This is a genomic window from Actinomycetes bacterium (genome assembly GCA_036510875.1).
Taxonomy (GTDB): domain Bacteria; phylum Actinomycetota; class Actinomycetes; order Prado026; family Prado026; genus DATCDE01.
Window position 1 is genome coordinate 1 of record DATCDE010000122.1, and the last position, 6,237, is coordinate 6,237.

Here is a 6,237-nt window from a genome sequence, read left to right on the forward strand (position 1 = left end):
AGTGTCGCGCTCTACAGCTCCTTGGCCATCATGGCCACCACCATTGAGCGAGCCTGGCTTCGACGTACGGTGATCGGCGTGTGTGCGGTCATCCCCGTGCTCGTCACGTACGCACGTATGTACCGGGGCATGCACCATCTCAGTGACGTGCTGGTCGGGGCGATCAACGGCTTGGCCTGCGCGGCTCTGGCCGCTGCCTGTCTGGTCCACCGTCGCGGTGACGCGGGCGAGGCGTCACGGCTCGCCCGTGCCACAGAGCGTGTACCCAGCGCACGCCCTTGAACACGTCGGCGGGAAGAAGCCAGCCAGTGCAAGAAGAATCCAGCGAGCAGGTCGACCAGCGCCACCTCGGCAGTCGAGTCCTGCACACCGTGGACCGGTGGGCGGCGCGGCCCACGCTTGCGCTGGGGGCAGTCGCAGCGGTCGTGGCGTGGGTTCTGATCAGCGCCGTCGTCGGTTTCCCTGCCCGGCTGGAGACCGTGTTCATGACACTTGCGGCGGCTACGACGCTGATCATGGTCTTTGTCATCCAACACACACAGGCCCGCGCCCAGGCGGCCACCCAACGCAAGCTCGATGAGATCCTTCGAGCTTCGCCGGGAGCTGACAACTCGCTGATCACCTTGGAGGAAGCACCCGACAACGAGCTGAAAGCAGCAACTGCAGCCTCCCGTGACGCACGCCGGGACGCACGCCGGGACGCAGGCCATGAGCCACCGCCCTGACACCCGGGATCGGGCACCCGGACACCGTCCACGGCAATGCCCGCAGTGATCAGCGGTGGATCGGTCCAGCCAGGGCAGGAGGCACGATGAGCGAACTGCCCAGCACGCCCGGGGTGCCTCCCCCCTCGGCGGCCAGGTCGACAACCCGCTTCGGTGCCCGCGCCGTGCTGGCCGCAGTAGCGCTGGTACTGGTGGCGGTCCCAGGGGCCCTGACCTTGCTGCTGGTGGAGGACAGGTGGGCGCCGCTGTTGGCCGTGGACAACGGGGCCCGTGACCGTCTGCACAACTTCGCGGTGACCCACACCGGGTTCGTCGGCGCCATGCAGCTGATCAGCGACTCAGGGTCGGCCCTGGCCTGGCAGATCGTGCTGGTGCCTGTCGTCGGCTGGCTTCTCTGGCGTCGCCTTCCCCGACTCGCCCTGTTCGTGGTGATCACGGCAGCCGGATCATCGCTGCTCAACACCGTCGTCAAGACGTCGGTCCATCGACTACGCCCGGTCCTGACCCACCCGGTCGCCCATGAGCCCGGGTCGAGCTTTCCCAGCGGTCATGCCCAGGCTGCGATCGTCGGGTACCTGGTGCTGCTGCTCGTCTTCCTGCCGATCCTGCACGGAGTCTGGCGCCGGCTCGCCGTCACGTTCGCGGTGCTCATGGTCCTGGCGATCGGCTTCTCCAGGATCGCTCTGGGCGTCCACTACCTCTCCGATGTCCTAGGCGGGTACGTCCTGGGTGCAGCGTGGGTGGCGGCGATGGCCGCTCTCTTCAACGCGTTGCGTGTCGCCCGCGGACGACGACCTGTCGATGTGAGACAGGGACTCGAGCCCGACCAGGGGCCGCACCTGTCGAGCACCACAACCGGCGACGAGGAGCTCGACGACTCGCAGTAGCACCTTGCCAACGCGCCCCAGCACCAAGGGGGCGGTGGCGGGGCACCCACAGCAGCCGGTTGGGACTCGCAAGGGTCCGCCGGCCCGCCTGCTCGACTTCGACGCGGAGGCTCTTGGCAGGCCTCTTTCGTAGCAGCACGGACCACACGCCCCATACGCTCCCAAAACCTAGACTGCCGCTCCGAAATATCATGAAGATGAAACAGGCGGCACATTCACTCCATCTCAAAGGCAGACTGATGCGGGCAGCGCGGTTCCACGGGCAGAAGGACATCCGGATCGACGACATCCCAGAGCCGAGCTTGCGGCCCGGTGCGGTGAAGCTCAAAGTCGCGTGGTGTGGAATCTGCGGCACAGACCTGCACGAGTACCTCGAAGGGCCCATTTTCATTCCCGCCCCAGGCCAGCCACATCCGCTCTCCCACGAAGAACCACCGGTGACCATGGGGCACGAGTTCTCCGGCACCGTCGAGGCGATCGGCGAGGGCGTCACGGATATTTCCGTCGGCGATAACGCAGTTGTCGAGCCCTATTTCGTGTGCAATGAGTGCGCGCCGTGCAAGGCGGGCAACTACCACCTGTGCACCAAGATGGGGTTTATCGGTCTCGCGGGCGGCGGCGGCGGTCTCAGCGAGAAGGTGGTGGTCGACCGGCGCTGGGTTCACAAGATCGGCGACATCCCGCTCGACCAGGCTGCGCTCATCGAGCCGCTCAGCGTGGCTCACCATGCGGTGACCCGCGGCGGCGCGAAGAAGGGCGATGTGGCACTCGTCGCAGGCGCGGGGCCTATCGGACTGCTCGTCGCTGCGATGCTCAAGAGTCTGGGTGTGCGGACGATCGTCACCGAGGTCAGCGAGGCCCGCAAGGCCAAGGCGCTATCGAGCGGTGTCGCGGACCATGTGCTCGACCCATCCTCCCAGGACGTCAAGGAAGAGGTCCTCAAGCTGACTGACGGCATCGGCGCCGATATCGGATTCGAGTGCGCCGGGGTCAACGAAGAACTCGACCTGCTGCTCGATGCGGTTCGGCCCGCCGGCGTCATCGTCAACGTGTCAATCTGGGGCCAGCCGGCCACAGTCGACATGCAGAAGCTGGTCCTCAAAGAGATCGACCTGCGCGGCACCATCGCGTATGTGCGTGACCACGAAGCGGTGATCAAGCTTGTCCAGGCCGGCAAGATCGACCTGAAGCCCTTCATCACCGGACGCATCGCCTTGGACGACCTGGTCTCAGAGGGCCTCAGGACTCTGATCGAGCACAATGACACGGCCGTGAAGATCCTGGTGCACCCATAAGGACCTGAGGCACCCGAGGTGGCGCCTCGCAGCGGACAGCCAAGAAACGATTCCCGCAGCGGGGCCTCAGAGCGACGGCCTCCAACCTCGAGGGTTCGCAGTAGGGGCGGCACCACAACCGACCGGCGGGTCCGATAGACCAACGTTGACCGACGCGTCCATCCCTTGAGTTGGGCTCCGCCAGACGGGTCGTCAGTCGACGAACATCATCAGGTCACCATCGCGCATCTGCGACAGCCGCCGGTCAGCTGTCGCGGGTCAGCCTCCGGTTTTCACTTGTCGAAGGCGTCCTTGGTCTTCTCGCCGGCCTGCTTGAGGTTGCTCTTGGTCTGAGCTGTCTTGCCTTTGCGTTCCATCTTCTTGTCGCCGGTAGCCTTGCCAGCGTGTTCCTTTGCTGCGCCTTGGGCTTCGTCCTTCTTGTTCTTCAGTTTGTCAAGCCAGCCCATTTCGGGGCCCCCTTCTTTGTCAGTAGTAGTGCTTGCGCCTTCCGACGGCGCTTCCCGTGGTTCCGAGGATCCAGAGGATCACGCCAGTCACTAAAAGTATCCCGCCGATGGTCACCAGCACGGGGATTCCGTGACGAATCCCACGACCAGAAGCACCACCCCAAGAACCATCATCTGAGTTTTCTCTTCTTCTTGGGTGGGCGACCCTTCTGCATGAATTCGCAGAGCAGGACGTCCAATGAGAAACGCCATTACGGCGATGCGGGGACTGACGACGGACGAGGCACCGACCAAAGGATTGACACCAAACCTCGTACGCTGTTGAGCGGGAACGCTTTGTCGCCCTGCTGCTCAGCGCCATGACCGGGCGAGCTGAACTGATGTCCTGGTCCGGCGGCTCAGCTTAGGCGTGCTGGTCTGCGACCGGGTCTGGTTGAACAGACCAGTCGGCGGGTTCGTCGTCGGTGTCGGTGTCGGCGATCGCCTTGGTCTGGTGTACCTTGCCCGGCTTGTGGTGTTGCGGCGCGTAGACGGTGTAGACCTGCATCGGCTCGTCGCCGATGTTGGTGACGTTGTGCCAGCTGCCGGCCGGAACGATGACGCACCAGCCGTCGGTTACCTCTTGGTCGAAGGTCAGCTCGTCCTCGCCGGGTCCCATCTGGGCTCGACCGCGGCCACGGTCGAGCCGAATGAACTGGTCGGTGTCAGGGTGCTTCTCCAGTCCGATGTCGCCATTGACCGGAATCGACATGAGGGTGACCTGCAGGTGGGTGCCGCTCCAGGCCACGGTGCGGTAGTTCGGGTTCTCGAGCGTCTCGGTCTCCAGGTTGAACGCCTGGGGACGGGGACCGATGTCTTCGATGCTCATGCTTTGACCCTAGCCTCGCCCGGGGCGGAGCGGATCGGGACCTGGATTCGCCGGGTGGCGGATCGAGTTTGTTCCAGCTGATCGCGTGACTGAACCAGTCCTGGCACCCGTGGCTGTTGAGCGGACGGGCCGGCACATCCACGATCGGCCGTGAAACGTGGCGGCTCAGCGACGCCCAGGTGTATGCCGAGAAGAACTGGGGATCCGGCGGGTTCCCCACGATGTGGTGGTGGGGTCAGGTATGTCGACGTCCACGCCCTCGAGCCACCGCCCAGCCTCCTCCACGATCTCCGTGTCGGTCGGAGCAGGCCGAGACCAGCAGGAGAACGAACTCCGCCGTAGGAACACCATCGGCGCCCACGCCATCACCGACCTCGCCGAGATCTTCAACATCTCCCGACCCATCGTCTACGGAATCCTCACACGCGCCGTTTGGAACCCAGATCGCACTTCAGGACAGTTGTGGGACTACTGGGCCGATCAGCAACGACAGCGGCCGACGCCTCGCACGACGCTGAACTACTCCCAGTCGTACTCCGGCCAGGCTGACTTGACGCAAGGTCGTGATCGGGAGGAACCGGGTGGGGCGTCGACCAGCGTTAACGCGCAGCAGCGTCCACCCGGTCCGGACTCCGCGCCAGGTGTGCGCCTCTGGTGATACTTGATCGCCCCATGGCAGGTGGGCACGAGGTGACCGTTGTGCTCGTGCCCCTGAAGTACATCGGTGTGGCACGGGGATTTCGTACCTATGCTGCCCGTATGGTGCTCAGCTTGAACGCCAGCATCATCATCGGCCGCTGAACCGGTGGCGAGCCGTGGTACCCGATGAGGTTAGGGTCGAGGACGTGCCCTCAGACCCCGGAGACTGGCCCGGCGCCCGACTGCATGTGGTGACCGGCAAGGGGGGCACCGGCAAGGGGGGCACCGGCAAGACGACCCTGGCGGCGGCTGCCGCGATCGCGCTGGCTTCGGGGGGCCGGCGCACGCTGCTCATCGAGGTGGAGGGCCGCCAGGGCATCGCGCAGCTGTTCGGCTGCCCGCCGCTGCCCTACGCCGAGCGTCGCGTCGCGGTGGCCAGGGGCGGTGGTGAGGTCTATGCCCTGGCCGTTGACGTCGAGGATGCGCTGCTGGAGTACCTGGAGACCGTCTACCACCTCGGTCGGGCGAGGTGGGTCCTGGGCAGACTGGGGGTCCTGGACTTCGTCACGACCATCGCCCCAGGACTTCGCGACGTGTTCCTGACCGGCAAGATCTGCCAAGCCCTGCAAGCGTCCGAGTCGGACGGCGCCCGATACGACGCCGTCGTGGTGGACGCCCCGCCAACGGGGCGCGTCGCGCGCTTCCTGAACGTCAACCAGCAGGTCGCGGGCCTGGCTCGGGTCGGGCCCGTACGCGACCAGGCCGAATCGATCATGGAGGTGCTGCGCTCGGCGCAGACCACGGTGCACGTCGTGACCCTGCTCGAGGAGATGCCCACCCAGGAGACCGTGGACGTGGTGGCGGAGCTGCGCGGGATCGGCCTGCGGGTCGGTGGGGTGCTGATCAACATGGTGCGAAAGCCCGTTCTCAGCGCCGGGGACCTCATCCAGGCCCGTGCCGGGCAGTTGTCTCGGGCGGAGATCGCCACCGGGTTGGCGGCCGCGGGTCTGCCCACCTCGGCCGCGGTCGTCGACGCGCTGGTCGGTGAGGCCGTCGACGCCGCGGACCGGGTCGCCTTGGAGGCAGCCGAGCGTGCCGCCCTGGCATCGTTGGGTCGGCCCACCTACGAACTGCCCTGGCTGGCTGAGGGCATCGACCTCGGCGGGCTGTACGAGCTTGCCGCCGCTCTGACTGACCAGGGCTTGGGGGTGAGTGGGCCGTGACCTCGACAAGCACCGAAACGCCTGGGACTGCAACCCCCCGCCTGGACATGGATGCGCTGCTGGCCAACCGGGGCACCCGGATCATCGTGTGCTGCGGTTCGGGCGGGGTCGGCAAGACCACAACAGCGGCAGCGCTGGCCCTGCGGGCCGCCGA

7 protein-coding genes and 2 pseudogenes are annotated in these 6,237 nt (G+C 66.0%); 6 read left to right on the top strand and 3 right to left on the bottom strand.

Annotation, left to right across the window (positions count from 1 at the left end; genetic code table 11):
* The 4 genes from VIM19_07115 to VIM19_07130 all read left to right on the top strand — a co-directional run.
* Nucleotides 1-282, top strand: a 282-nt coding sequence (locus tag VIM19_07115) for a phosphatase PAP2 family protein (GenBank protein ID HEY5184664.1), incomplete at its 5' end; no start/stop codon positions are given.
* Nucleotides 279-725, top strand: coding sequence for a low affinity iron permease family protein (locus VIM19_07120; GenBank protein HEY5184665.1), 447 nt, complete (start codon nucleotides 279-281; stop codon nucleotides 723-725). The genes VIM19_07115 and VIM19_07120, both read left to right, overlap by 4 nt.
* An 86-nt stretch (nucleotides 726-811) precedes the next feature.
* Nucleotides 812-1,612 (top strand): phosphatase PAP2 family protein, encoded by an 801-nt coding sequence (locus VIM19_07125; GenBank protein HEY5184666.1) that lies wholly within the window; start codon nucleotides 812-814, stop codon nucleotides 1,610-1,612.
* Nucleotides 1,613-1,851: 239 nt separating this feature from the next.
* Entirely contained in the window at nucleotides 1,852-2,907 is a 1,056-nt protein-coding gene (locus tag VIM19_07130; GenBank protein HEY5184667.1) for a 2,3-butanediol dehydrogenase, read from the top strand.
* Nucleotides 2,908-3,179: 272 nt separating this feature from the next.
* Here the strand turns inward: VIM19_07130 and VIM19_07135 are convergent, their stop codons facing one another.
* The 3 genes and pseudogenes from VIM19_07135 to VIM19_07145 form a co-directional block, all read right to left on the bottom strand.
* Nucleotides 3,180-3,353, bottom strand: coding sequence for a CsbD family protein (locus VIM19_07135; GenBank protein HEY5184668.1), 174 nt, complete (start codon nucleotides 3,351-3,353; stop codon nucleotides 3,180-3,182).
* 19 nt (nucleotides 3,354-3,372) lie between these two features.
* A pseudogene (locus tag VIM19_07140) lies at nucleotides 3,373-3,527 on the bottom strand (hypothetical protein).
* 229 nt (nucleotides 3,528-3,756) lie between these two features.
* Nucleotides 3,757-4,221 (bottom strand): cupin domain-containing protein, encoded by a 465-nt coding sequence (locus tag VIM19_07145; protein ID HEY5184669.1) that lies wholly within the window; start codon nucleotides 4,219-4,221, stop codon nucleotides 3,757-3,759.
* 56 nt (nucleotides 4,222-4,277) lie between these two features.
* On the opposite strand from VIM19_07145, the pseudogene VIM19_07150 reads away from it, so the two are divergent.
* Together VIM19_07150 and VIM19_07155 are read left to right on the top strand one after the other, a co-directional pair.
* Nucleotides 4,278-4,460: pseudogene (locus VIM19_07150) on the top strand (hypothetical protein).
* Nucleotides 4,461-5,111: 651 nt separating this feature from the next.
* Nucleotides 5,112-6,083 carry an ArsA-related P-loop ATPase gene (locus VIM19_07155; GenBank protein ID HEY5184670.1) on the top strand — a complete coding sequence of 324 codons (972 nt, stop codon included), beginning with the start codon at nucleotides 5,112-5,114 and terminating at the stop codon, nucleotides 6,081-6,083.
* Nucleotides 6,084-6,237 lie beyond the last annotated feature (154 nt).